This window comes from bacterium (genome assembly GCA_021159335.1).
Lineage (GTDB): Bacteria > UBP14 > UBA6098 > B30-G16 > B30-G16 > JAGGRZ01.
The window spans coordinates 1-18,463 of record JAGGRZ010000024.1 but is presented as its reverse complement, the minus strand read 5'-3'; the positions used below and the strand labels follow the sequence as shown (position 1 = coordinate 18,463).

Sequence of the window (18,463 nt, the reverse complement as noted above, 5' to 3'; positions counted from 1 at the left end):
CAGCAAAAGACACCCTTCGGGCGCTTCAGAGGATGATATCGTGGCTTTGTATTAATTGTTATTCCTGTTGGACAAAATCGCTGAAATTAATATTATAAAAATAAGCGAAACAACAAGTGGGGTTGGTGCTATGAAATGGATGGTTATAATTTTAATGACTGTAACTGTTTTCGCTGGCTTCTATGGTTGCGGACCAACTTTGCCGACACAGCCTAACGGCAATGGGAATAATGGCAGCCATACATCGAGCGATTACAGAATAGTAGCATTTGTTGGCAACTACAATCTTTCCCCGTGGTCAGTGGTTTATATAGAGCGCCTCAACCCGGAAGCCGCACCAGCAAATTCCGGATTCGTTAGAATTAACGACATTCCTTATTATCTTTATGTGGACTCTTCTGATGCCCATTTTGCCATATATGTTGATACATCATTCATAGACTACATGCCGAATCAAACTTACTATCTAAACATCGATATAGGCGACACATCGTTTTACTGCGGTGCTATGTCGCCTTCAACCGAGGAGATAACCATCACGGAGCCTGAATATGGCGAGATTTTCGTCGCAGGAGCTGACATAGATGTTTACTGGGATTATGTGGGTGGCTTCCCGCCGGTGGTGGGAATAAGGATTAGAAGCTACGACGACTATATCTTCCAGGACTATTACGAAGGTGGCACCACAACTAATTTTACCATTCCAGGTGATGTTACGCTCGGGTTTGAGGGTGAGGCTACCATAGAGGTTAGCGCTATAAGTCAGGTATCCATTTATCCCGGTGACTCCAGAAGCTTTTTCTCTATTTACCTCACGAGAGTTGTTCCAATCCGCATAACACCTTAAGAAGCAATATCTGCCATTTTGGCAGTCTGCTGACCAAAGAGAATTACCTCTCATTCCTGAAGTATCAATGCTTTTGTTTGCTCCATTTTCGCATAGGTAAGCCAACTTTGTGTTGCAAAATAAAGTATTACTGTTAGATTGGCATAAAAGTTGTTTATAAAACATTTGAAATGAAACTTTTGCGGCTGCGAAAAAAGGAAGAGCGCGAAAAGAGGCTTAGAGAGATTCTCAAGCGGGTGCGCAGAATTGATATTACTACGAGAAGATATGTTCAGGAGATTTTCTCGGGGCAGTATCATTCAGTTTTCCGGGGACGGGGAATAGAGTTTTCAGAGGTAAGGGAGTATCAGCCGGGCGATGATGTCAGAACTATCGACTGGAATGTCACGGCACGCATGGGTCGAACTTATGTCAAGGTATTTGAGGAAGAGCGCGAACTTACCGTGCTTATCGCAGCCGACATGAGTCGTTCAGCCGCATTCGGAACGAGAAACGAGCTTAAACGCGAAATAGCCGTGGAAATTTCCGCTCTGCTTGCCTTCTCCGCGATCCAGAACAACGACCTCGTTGGACTTCTGATGTTTACCGATAGAGTGGAAAAGTTTATTCCGCCAAAGAAAGGGAAACAACATATTCTGCGCATTATAAGAGAGCTCCTTGCTTATGAGCCGTCTCATCCTAATACTGATATTGCTGCTGCCCTGAATTATTTGCAGCGAATATTGAAGCGTTCAGCGATAGTTTTTTTGATCTCCGACTTTCTTGATGGTGACCTGAAAAAGCCTTTGGCGCTTACTGCTAAACGGCACGACCTTATTCCTATCGTGGTTTCCGACCCAGCCGAATGGCATCTTGAGGGTGCAGGGGTTCTGGTTCTTGAGGATGCCGAGACTGGCGAACTTATCGCAGTTGACACATCAGATAAGATGGTGGTTAATGAATTCAGGGCTCGAGCGCAGAAGGAATTTGAGGCGCAGAAGAAACTTTTTGCATCTGTAGGTATCGATGCTATTTATGTCCGCACCGATGAGGATTATGTTAAGTCACTTCAGCGATTTTTCAGACAACGAGCGCAACGATTCCGATGATGAAAAAATACATTGTAATATTTTTGGTCTTTGTTCTGAGAATTGCATGGGCAGATATGGTTCTTAAAGCGAGTGCTCAACCAGTGTTGGTTCGAATAGGAGACCCTATAGAATTTACCGTTCAACTTACATACCCAGAAACGCTTAAAGCAGGGCTTTTACTTGCTGGGCAGAAGCAGCTTGGCCCCTTTGAGGTTCTTTCTATCAAGCCTGATTCCGTGGATACTTTTGAGGGTAACTTCATAAGGCGATTTAGGTTTAAGCTTGCGCTTTATAACCCTAATGATGCTTTCATCCCGCCAGTCGGCATTGTGACGGTTTCGAAAGCAGGTGTTGCTGAGACCCTTTTTACTCAAGCTATACCTGTAAAGTTTTTACCGCTCGTTCCACCTGAGGCGGTTGATTCTATGAAAATTAGGGATGTCAAGCCTCCTTTACCGCTAAAATTTCCAGTCAAATTTTTTGTTATTAGAGGGGTTATAGGTATTGGTTTTGCGGCTTTTGTTCTTGCCTTGCTGTGGTATTTGTCGCTGAGACGCAGAGGGGTTAGTTTTATCTCGCTTATTTCGCCGCCCAGACCGGCCTGGGAGAGGGCACTCGAAATGCTGCGGTCACTCACGGCTACTGATTTGCTTAAAAACGGCGAAGTTAAGGAGTATTTCGACAGGCTGACGGACATTCTCAGATGGTATATAGAACACAGATTCGGAGTTGCTGCACTTGAACTTTCGACGACAGAAATCCTCGAAAATCTTAGGAGAACAAAGCTGGATGTTCCGCCACTTGAAGCGGAATATTTTATAAGCAAGACCGAGGAGCTTCTCAGGCGAGCAGACCTTGTCAAATTTGCGAAGTTCATACCAGATATGAGCGTTGCGCAAAAAGACACTGAAATAGTGCGGGAACTTATTGAGCGCACAATACCTGCTCCAACAGAAGAAGAAAGTGAAGAGGCGACCGCAAAAACGGATGAAACGCATGGAGCTTCTGCGGTTAATAATTGGTCATAGTTTTTTCTCATGGGTGGAGTGATGAACATAGTCTCGGGCAAGATTGGTTTCGCCAATCCTTATGTTCTTTTGCTTTTACTTTTCATACCGCTGGGGTTTTATCTTCTCAGGCGGTATCGAAGAGCTGCGATGATTTATCCTGTAACGCGGCGATTCGCTAATACCATGCGTTCGATAAGGGTAATTTTGTGGCGGGCATTGCCCTACATTTGGGCTGTAGGGCTTGGACTTCTCATTGTTGCCGCCGCGCGCCCGAGAGCAGGTTTTACAGTGGAAAAAAAGTACACAAAAGGAATAGATATAGTTATCGCTCTCGACATATCGTCATCGATGTATGCTGTTGACTTTCAGCCGAAAAACAGGATAGAGGTGGCAAAACTTGAGGCAAAGAATTTCATAAAGGGGCGACCGAACGATAGAATAGGACTTGTGGTTTTCGCTTCGAAGGCTTTTCCGCAATGCCCATTGACTATCGACCACAATATTTTGCTCCAGCTTCTCGACAAAGTTAGTGTTGGTGACATAGAGGATGGCACGGCTATAGGTGATGCCATAATAACCGCAGCTGGTAGACTTAGAAATAGCAAGGCGAAAAGCAAAGTCATAATTCTTCTTACCGACGGCAGGAACAACACAGGCAAAATAGACCCTATAACTGCTGCTCAGGCTGCTGCTGCGCTGGGGATAAAAATATATACTATAGGAATGGGAAAGCGCGGGAAAGTTTTGTATCCCGTCAAAGATGTCTTCGGTAGAACGAGGCTTATGCCGATGGACATTCCAATCGATGAGGATGCGCTCAGGCAAATCGCATCGTCCGCAAATGGTAAATATTTTAGGGCAACGAGCAGGGAAAAACTGCATAAAATTTATCAGGAAATAGACAAGCTTGAAAAAACGAAAATAATAGTCAAACGATTTAAGCGCTACAAAGAGCTGTTTTATTATCCGCTTATCGCGGGTTTTATTTTGGTGCTCGCAGCTATTGTGTTTGAATATCTGGTAGTGAGGCAAATACCATGATAAAGTTCGCCAATCCACATATGGCTTTTTTGTTTGCTGGGGTTCCGGTTTTGATACTGCTTTTTTTGGTTTATGACTCGCTTCGACGGCGGGCTTTGTCGCGAATAGGTGACAGGAAGCTTATCGAGCGAATGCTTCTTTTTTACAATCCGGTAACGAGAACATGGAGAAGGATATTTTTGGTCTTGGGATATTCTCTTTTGGTTCTTGCGCTTATGCGGCCGCAAATCGGCGCGAAGCTTGAAAAGGTTAAGCGCGAGGGGATAGACATAGTTTTCGCACTCGATGTATCTAAATCCATGCTTGCCGAGGACCTTAAGCCTAATAGGCTGGCTAATGCCAAAAACGAAATTCGCGATTTCGTCAGGTTGTCCGCCACCGATAGGTTCGCGCTGGTCGTTTTTGCGGGAGATGCTTACATAATGTGCCCTCTAACTATCGACTACGATGCATTCCTTATGTTCCTTAATGCGGTGGATGTTGGCATAGTCGCTGACCCGGGCACCGACATAGCGCGTGCGCTTGGGGTGGCAGAAAAAGCTTTCGTCGAGGACGTTCCGCGTTATAAGGCGATAGTTCTGATAACTGACGGTGAGAATACAGCAGATAGTGACCCCATAGGTGTTGCCAAGGAGTTGGCAAAAAAAGGAATAAAAGTCTACACAATAGGTGTTGGTTCTCCGACGGGCGCACCTGTGCCCATGAAGGATTCCAAAGGAAATGTTATCGGATACAAAAGGGACCCTGTCACCGGCGCTATAGTAACCTCTCGCCTTGACGAGGACTTGCTCCAGCGCATAGCGGAAATAACCGGTGGCAAATATTTTGCTGCTCGCCCTGGTGCTGAAAACATTCGGTCAATGCTTTCCGAAATAAGAAAAATGGGCAAAAAGGAGTTTGAGACACTCGTTTTCAGTCATTATGAGGAAAAGTTCTACTATCCGCTTACGCTTGGTATCCTGTTCTTGTTAGCTTACTGGGCTTTGCCCGAAAGAAGTAAAAAGTTGAAAATGTGAGGAAAATTTATTATAAATTAAACATCATCTTATCTGGAGCTTTTAATGCTTGACTTTATGCGAAATTGGTGGAGGCACTTTAAGGCTATGTGGTCGGGCTTTTACAAACATGGTGGACCAACTATGGCGGCTGCTATATCGTTCTATTCATTGCTTTCGGTAGTGCCATTGAGCATGTTCGGACTTTCGCTGGCTGGTCTCATTATGGGGTCACCCAAAAAAGCAGCTGATGTTATACTATCCTTCATAAACATTCAGAACATGTTTCCTGAGGGCGTTGCCAATATCAACAAGATAGCCACGAAGTTCGTGTCTCAGGCGCCCACAGCAACGGTGATAAATGGATTTCTTTTGTTTGTGCTTTCAGGCGGTGTTTTTTTGGTTATAGAATCAGCAATAAACAAGGTTTTCGAGGTTACGGACAAGCGTCCTCTTTGGCGGCAACTTTTGATGGCTTACTTCCTCATGTTTTTAACATATGTCTCACTTCTTGGTTCGGCTTTTTTCACATGGGGAGTAAACCTTCTCTCTGACCTCGGAGTCGTATTCCTTGGTATGACAGCAAAGGACCTCTCGACATTTTGGAAAATAGTGTTTTTCATTGCACCCATAATTTTGGTTTCGTTCTTTTTCAGCCTTACATACAAAATCGTGCCCCAGAGAAAAGTTAGGTGGCGATATGCAATTTTCGCAGGATTGTTTTCTGGCATTATGTGGGAAATAGCAAAAAGAATTTTTACTATATATGTAAAATACATCGTTCGTTTCAATCAGCTTTATGGTGGAATAAGCACCATATTAGCTACATACCTATGGGTTTTTTACACCGCATCGATAATGCTTTTGGGCGGTGAGCTGGCGATGTCTTTCATTAAATCCACAAAATTAGTCACATCGAAAGTATGATGAGAGGACATTTGATAAAATTACTATTAGGGGTGAATTTGTTAGTTTTCACGCTCTCCTCGGCGACGCCCTGGAAGGATGTGAAGAAGGGTATCAAGGATTTTAAGAAAGGGCACTACGAACAGGCGCTCAAAAGATTTAAAAAAGCCGATAGCAAAAGCGATGAACATCTGAAACTGGCACTAAACGAAAGTTCCGCACTATACATGATGGGCAAATACGACGAGGCGGCTAAAGTCGTGGCTAAAGCCATTACGGAAAATCCCGAGATAAAGGACACCGCCCTTTATTCAGCTCTTTTTTACAATCTTGGGAATTGTTTTTTCAAAGCGGATAGTATTGCGAGGGCAGCAGAATTCTACAAGGCTGCGTTGAAGCTGAATCCATACGATGAAGATGCGAAGTATAACCTTGAGCTTGCAATGAAGCTTCTTAATGAGTCGGGCGGAGGTGGAGGAAGTAGCAAAAAGAAGCAGGGTGAGCAGAGTAAGCAGCAGAAAAGCCAGCAGAAAAAGAAAGAGCAGCAAGAGAAGCAACAGGCTCAGCAAGAGCAGGCTGAAAAACAGAAACAAGAGCAACAAAAAGCCCAGATGAAAAAGGGTGCGATGTCCAAGGAGGAGGCCGAAAAACTTCTCGAGGCATTCCAAAGGCAACAGCAGGAGTTGATAAACCAGCAACTTAAACAGCGCAGAAGAGGAGCGCGTTACGAGAATCCTCGAGACTGGTGAGAGCCATGAGAGCATTAATGTTACATTTAGTGTTTGCGCTTAGCATCGTTTTCGCCGCCGAGGATATTACAGTTACCGCCTCAGTGGATAAAACTACTGCTTTTTTGGGTGATGTTGTTACTCTGACTGTTACTGTGCAGGGGAGGAAACTTCCATCTGTGAGTGCGCCCCGATTTCCCGCAACCAATGATTGGAGCCTGCGCGGAACATCGTCGTCGACATCGACGAGCATACAGATTATAAATGGGAAAATGACATCATCGAAAACCATTGACTACATCTACTTCATAGTACCCCAGCGAACAGGCAAGCTCGTTATTCCATCCATGGAGGTTCTCGTTGGTGGTAAGAAATACAGGACCAAGCCTATAACCGTCAATATTCTTTCTGGAGGTGCGAAACCGCGACAACCAAAGAAGGGTGCACCATCGGCAAGACAGCCAGCAGGGCAACCACAGAGCGCAGAGCAGGATGTATTTATTGGAGTGGATGCCAACAAGAAAAGCGTATATCAGGGCGAGCAGATAACAGTTTATTTTACGCTTTATTCTCGCCTTGACCTGGTTAATCTTAGCTACAAAAAAGATGCCGAATTCAAGAATGCGTGGGTGGAAACCATTTTCGAGGCTACAAGGCTTCAGCCCCGCGTCGTGACTATAGGTGGTAAGCGTTATTATGCGTTCCCGATTAAGACAGTTGCTGCGTTTCCGCTTATGCCCGGGTATGTTACCGTTGAGCCTATGGAGCTTAAGTGCGTTGTTCAATACCCACCACGAAGTTTTTTCGACTTCGGACGCCGAGCCGAAATTATTGCCCGAAGCAAACCGCTTAAAATAAAAGTTCTTTCATTACCTGAGGCAGGAAAACCCGATGGTTTTACAGGAGCTGTGGGTAAGTTTTCGTTTTCTTTAAAAGCCGACAGAGATACACTTTCCGTCGGTGATGCTTTGGGGATTACTGTTAGAGTTTCTGGTGCCGGGAATATAGAGACGATAACGCTTCCACAGCCACAATTTCCCCAGGACTTTGAAGTTTTTGACAAAAAGGAAAAGGTAACGAAGGATGTCAAAGGTGAGCAGATAATAGGCACAAAGTCGGCAGAGTATGTCGTGGTTCCCCATAGCGAAGGTGAGTTCATTATTCCACCTGTTGAGTTCAGTTATTTTAATCCGCGAACGAGAAAGTATGTTAAACTCTCATCCGACTCGATTAGAATTGTTGTTGGTCCAGGCAAAGGAGTTTCCATTGTGGGTCCGGTAGGGAGAAGCAGAATCGTTGCAGTGGGCGGTGATATAGAGTTCATTAAGCCCGATGCGCTCAGGCTCACTGTAGGAAGACTGTCACTTCCAAATGGGCTTAGAGCACTCTGGTTCATTCCGATAGAGATTCTCGCTATTCTTGGGGCGTATGCGTACAGGCTTCGCTATGAGCGTATGCTCAGGGACATAAAGCGTATAAAGGCTTCGCGGGCATTTAAGGAGGCTCAGAGAAGGCTTTCTGGGGTTAGGCGAGCCAAGGATGCTGCTCAGGCGCTTTCGGCAATATATGATGCTATATTCCAGTTTATCGCGGCGAAGCTTGGCATAGAAGCAGGCGCTGTTATTTTCGACGAGGCTGCTGCTAAGCTTATGGAAAAAGGCGTCCCTGAGGAGACTATTGAAGGGCTCAGAGATGCGCTCGACAAAATTCATTCTTCGAGGTTTGCGCCAGCTGGCGAGCACTGCGATGTAGTCGAGCTTTCTGAAAAAGTACGAGAGTATCTTAAAACTATAGACGAAACTTTCGACAGGGCATGACTACAAGGAAACTGACAGTAGTGTTTTTTCTTTTGGTATTTGCGCTGTCGTCTGCGCAATCAGATGTAGCCTCATACTACAACGAGGGTAACAAAGCATATCGTGATGGCAAGTTTGATGAGGCGCTCGAAAATTACCTTAAAGCTGTGGAGTTAGGGGGTTGCGATTCAAAATTGTTCTTCAACATTGGAAACGCATACTTCAGGCTCGGCAAGATGGGAAAGGCAATACTTTGGTACGAGAGAGCGAGGCTTCTTTCCCCTAACGACCCCGACATACTAAAAAACCTCAATTTTGCCCGTTCATTAACTAAGGATAAAATAGTTTCAATATACAGGGGTTCATTGCTTCAGGTTCTTTTTGATTTTATAAGAAGAATACCTTTTAAAGGGTATTGGTTCGTTTTGCTAATACTTTCGGTTTTAGCCACTTCAGCGACTATATATTACATTCTCAGGCTTTCGGGGCGTTGGGTAGCTGTTGTTTTGTGGATTTTTGTTATTATTTTTGCTTTTGGCTGGTACATAAAAAGCGCGAGTCCATGGGAGCTTAAGACGGCTATAGTCGTTGTGCCCAAAGTAGATGTGCGAAGTGAGCCGACTGAAACTGGCGAGCTTTTGTTTACCATACACGATGGTACGAAGGTGGCAGTTAAAGAAGAGAGATTTGGCTGGTTCAGGATAATGCTCGAAGATGGGCATTCAGGGTGGGTTCCTGATTCAGTAGTCGAGCTTGTCGTTGCGAAAGACCTCGCGCAAAGAGTCAAAAAAGAGCTTGGTGAGAAATGAGCGCGATAGATTTCAACAAAATTTTGATGCTTTTCGAAAGTGGGCGGCTCGAGGTGGTTGACCTATGGGGAGGTTCTGACAGAGCTTTTAGGAGAATTTTTCTGCCCGAGGGAAGTGTCATACTTTTGTTCCAGCGCCAGACTGTGGAACTTTTGCGTTACTTTGAGCTTCTGAAATCACTTTCTGAGCAGAGCATCCCTGTTCCGAAGATATTCGGTATCGATGCTGCAAGGCGTGTGATGGCTCTTGAGGATGCAGGTGACATGTCGCTTTATCTTTGGGTTAACTCTACTTCTGATTTTTCTCCATACTTTGAAGCTGTTGATATTCTTGCGCGTATTCACGAGCTTACAGCAGTTCGCGGGGCATCGACACAGCCCTTTGAATTTGTAGACTTGATAAATGAGTCCCATTACTTCACAAGACATTTTCTTGTAAGATTGTGCGAATTTTCGCCCGATGTGTTGGATTACATCGAGGATGAGTTTTATGGTATAGCGACTGAAGTTGCGGACTCTCCTCGAGGGTTCATGCACAGGGATTATCAATCTCAAAACATTCTTATTGCGCGTGGTAAAATAGTGGTTATAGATTTTCAAAGCGCCCGGAACGGGTTCAGAGTGTATGATCTGGTCTCGCTTCTTGAGGACCCATATGTGTCCATACCTGAAAGGATGAAATTTTTGCTTATAAGGGCGTATCTTGATAGTTCAGCACTAACCAAAGATGAGAAACAACGGATAATCGAGGTTTATCCTTATGCTGCGCTACAAAGGCTCATGCAAGCTACCGCAGCTTACTCTTATCTTTCGCTTGAGAAGGGCAAACGATGGTTCCTTAAATTTCTGCCCGTGGCTGTTGAGAGAATAAGGTTCTGGCTCGATGAAACGGGCAGATTTCCCGGATTGGCGCGCGTTATTGCCGAATCAGCGGAACGCATCAAAAAATTTAGATTATAGTTTGGGCTAAATCGTTGTGATTAAAGTTTTTAGGCTCAAATTTTTCCAATTTTTTCTTGACACTCATAATCTTATAAATAAGTTAACAATCGGCGGTATCGTCTAGGGGTTAGGACGCGTGGTTCTCAGCCACGAAACCGGGGTTCGAATCCCCGTACCGCTGTTTTATTCTGTTAAATGGGCAGAAAAGTAAATATTTTGTTGAAATAAAATGATTTGTAACCTATCTTTAATAAAGAAGCAAATAAGGGGGGATTAAATGAAACAGAATATGTGTGTTTTAATTCTTATCCTTGTCTTTACCAGCATTTCACTTTTATCAGCGCAAAGCATAAGTCTTGAGGGTGTTCTAAGCCGTCTAAGTGAGGGCACCTACGGCGAAGTTGCGGGGAATTATCTTTTCGTCCTTTCGGACCACATAACTATTTACGACATTTCGGATTGGTTGCATGCAAGAGAAGTAGGCGCAGTCGAAATCTCGGGTCGAAAAATTAATGCGTTCGCAATAAAGGACTCATTTCTGTTCGTTATAGGAACTGACGACAGATTCAGAGTTTTTGCTTTGGGTGATACGGTTCATCCTTCAGAGGTTGCGAACCTGAGACTTGAACCCTATACCGGGCGATTAACCCATCAAATACTTATCATAGGAGACTACGCTTATCTTCCAGCGCGGACACGCGGATTAAAAATTCTTAACATTGCGAATCCTCGCTCGCCTTCTGTAGCTGGCAGCTATTCATGCACTCCTAATGCATTGCGGGTAAAAGATACTATACTTTTTGCCATAACTGATGATGGACTTACCCTTCTTAACATTTCCAACCCTACATCGCCGGTGTGGCTTACTGATGTTAGGATTTCGGGCACTAAGTCTGATATTATGTTTGCTGACTCGCTTTTTTATTTGCTTTCGTGGGATACGATAAAGGTTTTTGCGTTTCATTCGCCCACATCTGTAGCTGAAACAGCTTATTACGCAGTTGGCACAGGAACCAAGTATATAGAACATTATAACGATTCCATAGCGTTGCTTCTCTGCGACACGATGCTTGCAACATTTAATCTGAACTATCTCGACACATTCATGATTATCTCATCCTTAGGTGGAATGAAAGGCATAGGGCAGTATCTTATAAAACTTGGCAACAAGGCTATAGTCATAACATCGAAGCTGCTCCATTTCTATGACATCTCAGACCCTACCGCGATATCCATCGACACTGCTTACGGGTTCTACTTTGAGGACTCGTGGAGGTATATGGGCTATCTATTTTCGCTCGACAAATTTGGTCATCTCGGAGTAATAGATATAGGCAGACCCTCAAGTATGCGCATCCTTTCAGTAATTCCTCTTTATGGTTCTCCGCAAAGGTTAATGATAAAAAACGGTCGGCTTTATTACAGAGATTTCGGGTGCGGAGTTGGCATAGTTGATGTAGGCACGCCTACCATGCCTTATCTTGCTGGAGCGTTCAGAACTGGGTCCCCTGTCTATTCTTTTACCGTTAAGGATTCGCTGCTTTACACCGTCACAATTGATACCTTTTATGTAGTTAACCCTCGAAACCCATTTTCTCCGGACATAATTCATGCCATCTATTTTGGCGGGGTTTCAATGCCGAGCAATGTTTTGGTTGATGTCCCTGATTACAGAGCATTCATTCTTTCATCGAACAACACCCGGGCTAAACTTTACATTTACGACCTCACAAGTCCCTTAGGACCAACTCTTCTCGATACCGTGGATATCGATTGCTCAGGGCTTGGTTATGTGGCTGAGATGAAATACATAGGACATGATAGGTTGCTCATGACTTTTTCCGACAGAGGTATCAGAATTTACGATGTTATGAATCCTCACAGCGTGAGCCTTGTTGATGAGGCATCGTTCGATTACATACGAAGAATTTTCGTGAGGGATACGATTCTTTTCGCGAATGATGGTAACAGGCTGCTTGTGATAAAGATTTCACCCGATGATACAATGCAACTCCTCGAAACATTCGATATACCATATGTTAGCTACCTTTGGGGTGGAATTTATGTTCATCCGCCATACGCTTTCCTTTCTGAGGGGTCGTATCTTTTTGTCGTTAATGTTTCAGAATACGCTGGAGTCACTGAGCAAGCTCTATTACCTGAAATAGCTAAAATTACGGTGTCACCGAATCCGTTTAACAAAGCATGCCAGATAAAACTCTCGGGTATTACTGAACCTGCGGTAATGAAGATAATCTCCATAGACGGAAGGGTGGTGCAAAAAATTGCGGTGTCTCATTCTGGTACATATTACTGGAAACCTGCTGATGATGTTTCCTCGGGTGTTTATGAAGTAGTGGTTGAAAGCTCTGGTGGAGTGGTCGCGAAAAAGGTCGCATTTATTAAGTAAACTGCTCGATAAATTTTTTGCTTTTCTGCTGGTTTTGCGCTCTTTGGTGGACAAAAAGTATTTGACCAAAATGTTGGACTTTTTATATTTAGTAGAACATGTGAGCGAGTTGAATATGAGGGGTATTTTTAAGGAAAAATTTTATGTTGATTATAAGCGGTTATTTCTAATTTTTTGTTTGCATACTTGGGGTGATTATACTAAAGTAAGATTTAGAAAACAAACATTAGGGGGTTAATTATGAAGTATGTCGCAATCGTTGCTTCTATTCTTCTTATTGGGGGGTTTATTTACGCGGACGACTTTACTGGCGCAAGACCATTAGGTCTTGGTAGGGCGTTTGTTGGCGTTGCCGATGACGCTAACGCATTGGATTGGAATGTAGCTGGTATAGCATCGTTCCAGTACATGTCGTTTACCGCAAGCTTCAACAAACTTTTTGCTGGAATAAGCGGCGATAACATCGGCATGGGACATCTGAGCCTGGTAAGCCAGTATAGGACTCTTTTCGGATATGGACTGTCCTGGCGGTATCTATTCTCGAATGTTTACAGCGAGCATCACATAAAGATTGGGTTAGCCCATAGATTCGGCTGGAAGAAAAAGGGCTTTTTCGGAAAACATCCGTTCTCTATTGGTGCTGCGCTCAGGATAGATGGTGTAGGCTATAATCTTGACAATGCCACCCCACCAGATCAGAATATGATAACCAGCGGCGAAGGTGTGGACCCCCGTAATGACCCTGTTTTCGCCAACGGCACATCGAAATGGGGGTTCTCTGTTGATGCGGGTATTCTGTGGCGGTTCTCGCCAAAGATTTCTATAGGTGCAGCTGCTTACAATCTGCTTCAACCAAACCTTGCACTGAACACTGGGGAGGAGAATGGTAAACTGCCGATGCAGCTTAGATTCGGAATAGGTTTCTCGCCGAACAAGAACATGCTTATAGCGGGTGATGTAAGATATTATCAAGAAGGCGGCAATGTTATAACTCCTCATATCGGTATTGAGCAATGGTTTTACAAGCACATGTTCGGGATAAGAGCTGGTTACGATGTGGATGAGCTTACTCTGGGTATAGGCTGGCGGCTTAAGAGACACTGGTCATTTGGATTTGACTATGCTCTCGTTTATCCGCTCAACGAGCTAAGCAAAGCTGGTGCTACCTCGCACAAATTTTCAGCAATATTCAACTTGCCCAACCCGATACCTGCGTGGGATTTCGCCGCAATCTCTGTGGAGCCAAAGATCAAAAAGCTGAAACCTGGAGACCAGATTGATGTTTCGGTTACATTCAAAAACCTGAGCGCCGGTTCCGCCAAGAATGTTAATTACTCCGTGTACACAAGAAAACCTGATGGGACATATGCTCTTCTTAAGACTGGAACAATTCCTAAGATGAAAACGGGTCAGGAAGTAACTATAGTTGCCAAATTCCAGGACTTCCTTCCCGGTGAATATACTATTTATGCGGCTATAGATGACGATGGTACTGCGTTACCGAAGATAAATAGTAAAGTCAGCGAGCTTGATGAGGGCAACAATGTTGCTGAAAATACCGTAAGGATATTCCCGGGACCAAAACCTTCCATTTCATTTGAGCAAGATACGCTCCACATAACGAGAATAACATTCCAGGAAACTGAGGAGCCTGTTCTCCCGATAATTTTCTTTGACCCCAAGAGTGCAGATATTCCCGACAGATACAAGAGGGTTCTCGACAAGCTTGCTGACAGGATAAGCAATAACCCCGATGTTGTGGTGAGAATAGCCGGTTACTTCGATGACGAGTCCGATGGTAAAGACAATATTGATATAGCCAAAAAGCGTGAGCAGGCGATCTACAATTACCTTAAGGCAAGGGTTAAGAATCCGGACCAGCTCGTTATAGACACCAAGCACGACTACGCTAAGAAGCGCGCTGGTACTGGTAAGCGATACATAGGAATCGAGCGTTACCTCCCGATGATTCGCCACGAGAACCGTCGTGTTGAGCTTTCCGCTGAGATGCCAAAACTGGCTAAATCGCAGATAGAGCAGATAATCAAGTTCAAGAAGGGGCAGATTCACAAGAAAGTTGACTTCTCAGCCAATGCTATGACATACAAGACTATACTTGAAAAGAACCCTGATGTGATGCTTCTTGTCGAGGGTTACGCAACCAAGGACGAGGCGAAACCGACACTTCTTGAGCCTTCATTCCTGCGTGCAGCGGACATTAAAGAGCAAATTAAGAAAGTTGTTCCGTTCTACCTCTGGGACAGAATATTCGCTTGGGGTGAGGATAGATTCCCTGCCGACGAGCCACATGTGAAGATTTCCTTGCTTGCCGATGGTGTGCTTTACAAGCCGTTCCCGGGCAGAAAAATCCCGAAAGGTATTACAGTTGGCAATCCGCAGAATAAGGTTTTGATGAGCGTGAAGTCGGACAATCCGGTGGTATCGCACAGGGCGGAGCTTTATGAGCTTGGTGGCGGTGTGGTTAAATTGTTCAAGGCTGGTTCTGGAGAGCCGCCGGCAACGCTTCCATGGGACTGGAAGATGGACAACGGGAAATATATTGAGGGTGGTAAGTTCTACTATGGTAAGCTTACCGCTACTGACGAACTTGGCGCAGTTGGCGAGGCCGTCTCGGAGACGCTTGTGGTTGACCAGGTCGACAAGGTTTACGGTGAGGAGTCGAGACTTCTTGTGGTGTTCCGCTTCGACAAGGATGTAGCCATTTCACCGTACTACCATAGCCGCATGGAGGCTATAGCCAAGCGAATAATCGAGCTTGGTGAGCGCGGTGGTGAGCCGCTGACGATAGCTATAACGGGTCATACCGACATAATCGGTCTTAGACGCCGTAACCAGGAGCTCTCGGTTGAGCGTGCTGTAAGAGAGCTTAAGAATCTGAGGATCTACCTCAGACACATGCTCAACTTAAAGTCGGATAAAGAGGTTACAAAGTGGCTCAAGGACCACAAGTTAACCCTTATTTCCGAGGGACACGGTCCTGATAGACCTTATACCCTGAAGAAGATGCGCGACGATGGCACCACTTATGATAAGATGATAGGTGACAACAAGGTGCCTGAAGGTCGTCAGTTCAACCGAAGGGTGCAGGTAGAGTTCCGCGCGAAGAAAGCCAAGGGCAGAAGACGATAACGAAACCACGAAGCCCAGGCTATGGTAGTAAGCCCTCCGGAAACGGAGGGCTTTTTTATTGGAGAAATTGCAATTATGAAGAGAAAAAATCTTAGGGTTTATCTCAACTTCTGAATTACTTTATTAATGTAAGGATAATCCACACAAGCGGGTAAACCCAGAGTATTGAATCGGTTCTATCCCATATTCCGCCATGTCCCGGAAGAATTTTGCCCGAATCCTTAACCCCGAATTGCCTCTTAAGCTTCGATTCGAAAAGGTCGCCCAGTTGACCAGCAAAAGCTGTTACCATAGCGCAAAGCCATAATTTCGTTGTATCAAATTTGCTCCATATTAGGGGCACAACGAGTGCTATAATAACTGCGCTAACTATGCCCCACAGGAACCCTTCCACCGTTTTTTTGGGGGAAAATTCAGGTGCCAGCTTGTGTTTTCCAGTTAGCGAGCCACCCCAGTATGCTGCTGTGTCAACTATCCAGACCATTGCCACCGGAAGAATAGCCCAGTGTGCTCCGAAACGACGCACGAGTAGTATCGTAGATGTTATCGGTCCCGCGTAGATATAAGTGAAAAGCATTGAGCTTGACCTTTCCTGAGTGCCTTCCGTGGCTTTTGTTGAAAGTTCGGTAACGAGAAGTATTATGACCGAACCCAGAAATAATTGGAGCAAATTCTCGTAGCCAAAGAAAACTGCTGTTTGCCAGATTACGGCAAGAAGACATATAAGAATTATTCGCCACAAAGAGATTTTTTGCTTGGAAAGTTTGAAAAATTCTATTATAAGCCCTATCCCAACAAGCGATGTGAGCACAAAAAGCGGGTATCCCCCGAACCATAATAATATTATGACGATAGGACCTATTATGGATGCCACTGATACTCTTTTTATAAGCTCTCTCACTGCGCTACCCTCTGTGAATATACATTTTGAAGCATTCCGATCATCGACCAGAAAACTATTAGCGAGGACCCACCCGACGAAACGAATGGCAGAGGTATTCCCGTTATTGGTGCGAGTCCTATGCACATCGATATGTTAAGCAAAGCCTGAAAAATTATCACGGCTGCCACTGCGAAAACCACCATTCTTGCGAAGTGGGTTCTTGTCATGCGAGTTAACATTAGCGCACGCCAGAATAGGAGAAGATAAAGTATTAACAATGCTATAGCTCCTATAAATCCGAACTGTTCCCCGAGAACTGCGAATATGAAGTCGGAGTGTTTTGCAGGAATGAACTGGAGCCGTGTCTGTGTGCCTTTCAGGTAGCCCTTGCCAAAAATTCCGCCCGAGCCAACAGCTATTTTGCTTTGAAGAAGCTGGTATCCTGCGCCGAATGGGTCATGTTTGGGATTTAGGAACACCATTATTCGCTCGCGCTGATAGGGATGAAGCCGCGACCAGACATACGGCGTCATTGCACCGAAAAATATCGCTATCAAAAGTATGATAAAGCCAAGTTTAATGTGGATACGGAATTTTATTATTATTAGTATGAGCAGAACGAAGTACAGTGTCCATGCAAGCCAGTGAAAAGCGCAGAGTATCGCAAGGATTGGATTTAGTATCATGAATAAAACTATAGGTTTTATGCCCGCAGCAAGTAGCATGACGAAGTATATTATCCAGAAAACCAGTCCTGTTCCTAAATCGGGTTCTTTTATGACGAGAAAGAATGGGATTACAACCAGCGCGGCACCGCCGACGATAACCTTTAAGGAGTTAATTTGTTTGAGGTGGTCTCTGAACCATCTTCCAAGCACGAATATCATGGCGAGCTTCGAAAATTCCGACGGTTGAATTCGGAGTCCGCCAAAGCCAAGCCACCTTTTGACATTCCCCGTCTGAAGGAGCACGAGAACGAGTAACAAGACCGCAATAATATAATATATGTATGCTAACCCGTCGTGAACTCTAAGCGGTATTCGCCAGAAAAGCAGCATCGCCCCAATCCCGAGCAGCAAAAAAGCGGACTGCCTTATGTAAAGAAGATTTATCGGTGTGCCCACTACTGCTGAGTATATCAGCGCTATTCCCGAAACGCTTAAAACCAGCGCTACCCCAAAAACAAGAAGGTCCAATTTCATAAATTTATAATAATCTGAGGCGGCTTAAAGTCAAGGTTTGGCTTACATCATTTAACTTCAATAAAGACATCAATTGTTACGCACCTTTGAAAATAGGAAGAAATCTGATTAAGCCAGCAATCATTGAATAAATTTAGCTGTTTTAAATTCTATCTATCCACAATTTTTGAGGATACTTCTATAAATCCTTACTTGCCTTTAGTTTATAATTTACCATCTGAGCACCTATGGTTAGTTAATTGCTCGAAAGCAAGAGTATTCCTTTTGAATTTACCAAGTAGTGAATCCAGTCACAGCTCGACAATTAATATTTAGTCTTTTTTGAATTATTTTTTTGTCAGGTATTCGTGAATTGACCGAGCAGCAATTCTGCCCTCGCCTAAAGCACGGATTACAGTTGCGCCACCACTCACGGCATCCCCGCCGGCGAAAATATCTGGCTGGTTGGTGCGCATATGTTCATCCACTTGGATGATTCCCCATTTATCGCGGGCAATGAACGGCGCTCGATCCAAGAACATCCGGTTAGGTCTTGTGCCTAATGCCTCAATAACCATATCGATATCTTCAAGGACAAAGTTGCTGCCCTCAATAGGTATCGGTCTGGGTCTGCCACTGGAATCTGGTTCGCCCAATCTCATCCTTATGAGCTCTATTCCTCGCACCTGGTTGAGT

15 protein-coding genes and 1 tRNA gene are annotated in these 18,463 nt (G+C 44.5%); 13 read left to right on the top strand and 3 right to left on the bottom strand.

Going from position 1 to position 18,463, the window contains the following annotated elements; all coding sequences use genetic code 11:
* Window positions 1–130: 130 nt before the first annotated feature.
* From J7J62_01675 to J7J62_01615, 13 genes are all read left to right on the top strand, one after another.
* On the top strand, window positions 131–847 hold the full coding sequence (locus J7J62_01675) for a hypothetical protein (GenBank protein MCD6123867.1): 717 nt from the start codon (window positions 131–133) through the stop codon (window positions 845–847).
* 170 nt (window positions 848–1,017) lie between these two features.
* On the top strand, window positions 1,018–1,935 hold the full coding sequence (locus J7J62_01670) for a DUF58 domain-containing protein (GenBank protein ID MCD6123866.1): 918 nt from the start codon (window positions 1,018–1,020) through the stop codon (window positions 1,933–1,935).
* A complete protein-coding gene (locus J7J62_01665; GenBank protein MCD6123865.1) occupies window positions 1,935–2,945 on the top strand; it encodes a hypothetical protein in 1,011 nt (336 codons plus the stop codon). Before J7J62_01670 ends, J7J62_01665 begins: the two co-directional genes overlap by 1 nt.
* A 21-nt stretch (window positions 2,946–2,966) precedes the next feature.
* The gene (locus J7J62_01660; GenBank protein ID MCD6123864.1) at window positions 2,967–3,968 is read left to right on the top strand and encodes a VWA domain-containing protein; all 1,002 of its coding nucleotides are present in this window, start codon (window positions 2,967–2,969) and stop codon (window positions 3,966–3,968) included.
* A complete protein-coding gene (locus tag J7J62_01655; protein ID MCD6123863.1) occupies window positions 3,965–4,984 on the top strand; it encodes a VWA domain-containing protein in 1,020 nt (339 codons plus the stop codon). The genes J7J62_01660 and J7J62_01655 overlap by 4 nt, the downstream gene beginning before the upstream one ends.
* A 45-nt stretch (window positions 4,985–5,029) precedes the next feature.
* Window positions 5,030–5,890, top strand: coding sequence for a YihY/virulence factor BrkB family protein (locus J7J62_01650; GenBank protein MCD6123862.1), 861 nt, complete (start codon window positions 5,030–5,032; stop codon window positions 5,888–5,890).
* Between the two features lie 32 nt (window positions 5,891–5,922).
* Window positions 5,923–6,618, top strand: a complete 696-nt coding sequence (locus J7J62_01645) for a tetratricopeptide repeat protein (GenBank protein MCD6123861.1) — start codon at window positions 5,923–5,925, stop codon at window positions 6,616–6,618.
* Between the two features lie 17 nt (window positions 6,619–6,635).
* On the top strand, window positions 6,636–8,414 hold the full coding sequence (locus J7J62_01640) for a protein BatD (GenBank protein MCD6123860.1): 1,779 nt from the start codon (window positions 6,636–6,638) through the stop codon (window positions 8,412–8,414).
* Entirely contained in the window at window positions 8,411–9,202 is a 792-nt protein-coding gene (locus tag J7J62_01635) for a tetratricopeptide repeat protein (GenBank protein MCD6123859.1), read from the top strand. The genes J7J62_01640 and J7J62_01635 overlap by 4 nt, the downstream gene beginning before the upstream one ends.
* A complete protein-coding gene (locus tag J7J62_01630; protein ID MCD6123858.1) occupies window positions 9,199–10,161 on the top strand; it encodes a phosphotransferase in 963 nt (320 codons plus the stop codon). Before J7J62_01635 ends, J7J62_01630 begins: the two co-directional genes overlap by 4 nt.
* Window positions 10,162–10,252: 91 nt before the next feature.
* Window positions 10,253–10,324, top strand: a tRNA-Glu gene (locus J7J62_01625).
* Between the two features lie 96 nt (window positions 10,325–10,420).
* Window positions 10,421–12,553 carry a T9SS type A sorting domain-containing protein gene (locus J7J62_01620; GenBank protein MCD6123857.1) on the top strand — a complete coding sequence of 711 codons (2,133 nt, stop codon included), beginning with the start codon at window positions 10,421–10,423 and terminating at the stop codon, window positions 12,551–12,553.
* A 240-nt stretch (window positions 12,554–12,793) separates the two neighbouring features.
* On the top strand, window positions 12,794–15,703 hold the full coding sequence (locus J7J62_01615; protein ID MCD6123856.1) for an OmpA family protein: 2,910 nt from the start codon (window positions 12,794–12,796) through the stop codon (window positions 15,701–15,703).
* Between the two features lie 115 nt (window positions 15,704–15,818).
* Here J7J62_01615 and J7J62_01610 read toward each other — a convergent pair whose 3' ends face one another.
* The 3 genes from J7J62_01610 to J7J62_01600 all read right to left on the bottom strand — a co-directional run.
* The gene (locus tag J7J62_01610; GenBank protein ID MCD6123855.1) at window positions 15,819–16,604 is read right to left on the bottom strand and encodes a phosphatidate cytidylyltransferase; all 786 of its coding nucleotides are present in this window, start codon (window positions 16,602–16,604) and stop codon (window positions 15,819–15,821) included.
* Window positions 16,601–17,788: a rod shape-determining protein RodA gene (locus J7J62_01605; protein ID MCD6123854.1), complete on the bottom strand. Its 1,188-nt coding sequence runs from the start codon at window positions 17,786–17,788 to the stop codon at window positions 16,601–16,603. The genes J7J62_01610 and J7J62_01605 overlap by 4 nt, the downstream gene beginning before the upstream one ends.
* A gap of 326 nt (window positions 17,789–18,114) precedes the next feature.
* Window positions 18,115–18,463 (bottom strand): FAD-dependent oxidoreductase (locus J7J62_01600; protein MCD6123853.1); only part of this gene is annotated, 349 nt, incomplete at its 5' end.

Coding starts and splice junctions, on each gene's coding strand:
- J7J62_01615 (MCD6123856.1), top strand. CDS start 12,794: ATGAAGTATGTCGCAATCGTTGCTTCTATTCTTCTTATTGGGGGGTTT.
- J7J62_01630 (MCD6123858.1), top strand. CDS start 9,199: ATGAGCGCGATAGATTTCAACAAAATTTTGATGCTTTTCGAAAGTGGG.
- J7J62_01665 (MCD6123865.1), top strand. CDS start 1,935: ATGAAAAAATACATTGTAATATTTTTGGTCTTTGTTCTGAGAATTGCA.
- J7J62_01650 (MCD6123862.1), top strand. CDS start 5,030: ATGCTTGACTTTATGCGAAATTGGTGGAGGCACTTTAAGGCTATGTGG.
- J7J62_01605 (MCD6123854.1), bottom strand. CDS start 17,788: ATGAAATTGGACCTTCTTGTTTTTGGGGTAGCGCTGGTTTTAAGCGTT.
- J7J62_01635 (MCD6123859.1), top strand. CDS start 8,411: ATGACTACAAGGAAACTGACAGTAGTGTTTTTTCTTTTGGTATTTGCG.
- J7J62_01640 (MCD6123860.1), top strand. CDS start 6,636: ATGTTACATTTAGTGTTTGCGCTTAGCATCGTTTTCGCCGCCGAGGAT.
- J7J62_01655 (MCD6123863.1), top strand. CDS start 3,965: ATGATAAAGTTCGCCAATCCACATATGGCTTTTTTGTTTGCTGGGGTT.
- J7J62_01670 (MCD6123866.1), top strand. CDS start 1,018: ATGAAACTTTTGCGGCTGCGAAAAAAGGAAGAGCGCGAAAAGAGGCTT.
- J7J62_01620 (MCD6123857.1), top strand. CDS start 10,421: ATGAAACAGAATATGTGTGTTTTAATTCTTATCCTTGTCTTTACCAGC.
- J7J62_01660 (MCD6123864.1), top strand. CDS start 2,967: ATGAACATAGTCTCGGGCAAGATTGGTTTCGCCAATCCTTATGTTCTT.
- J7J62_01675 (MCD6123867.1), top strand. CDS start 131: ATGAAATGGATGGTTATAATTTTAATGACTGTAACTGTTTTCGCTGGC.